The organism is Anaeromassilibacillus sp. An250 (assembly GCF_002159845.1).
Taxonomy (GTDB): Bacteria; Bacillota; Clostridia; order Oscillospirales; family Acutalibacteraceae; genus Anaeromassilibacillus; species Anaeromassilibacillus stercoravium.
The window spans coordinates 1-713 of sequence record NZ_NFJK01000068.1 but is presented as its reverse complement, the minus strand read 5'-3'; the positions used below and the strand labels follow the sequence as shown (position 1 = coordinate 713).

Here is a 713-nt window from a genome sequence, read left to right as displayed (position 1 = left end):
TCTGCTTCGTACGTCAGGTACGTCCCCTCCGGGTTCCAGATGATCGGCTCGGAGAGCTCTCCGGCAATGCCGTCCTCATCCACGGCCACCAGCGAATAGCTGCCGTAGACGTCCTGCGGGATCTCGTAGCTGTCCTTTCCCGTCACGTCGATGTACTCGGTGCCGGTCCACAGCTTATAGGTGTAGCTCTCGTCCGGCGTCCAGGTCAGCACGCCGTCTTCCAGCTGCATCTCCGGCGGTTCCGGGCAAATTACAAGGTTTTCGGGCTTGAGGTTGACGCTGTCATGGTCGCCGCTGTCTTCCACCACGATTTCAATCGTGTAATCGCCGGAAGCGTCTGCGGGCAGCACATAGTCCGCGCCCATCTCTTCGCCGTTCACCTTCAGGGAGGCCACCTGGTCGCCCTGGCCGGAAACCTTGATGGTCAGGTTCGCGTCGCGGTACGTGTAGTTGCTCAGCTCAAACGGGCCGACCATCCAATCCGGCACATACGGTGCAAAGTGGATGCCGTCCAATTCGTATGTCATGCCGAACAGCACGCGGTAGAACGCCGCCATATGGCCTGCCACCGACCACAGCTGGCGGTGGGCGTCGTTGCCCGCGCCGGTCTCATAGTTGATGACCTCTTCGTTGGAAAGGTTGCGGGCCGCCGCCGACATAATCGACTTCATGATCTCATCTGCGAGCTCATGGTTGCCTGCCTTCATCGCGCC

Annotated in this window: 1 protein-coding gene; it reads right to left on the bottom strand. The window is 60.4% G+C overall.

Features of this window, described 5'->3' with window-relative positions:
* Nucleotides 1–713: hypothetical protein (locus B5F54_RS17845; protein WP_207651990.1), on the bottom strand; the 713-nt coding region annotated here is incomplete at both ends.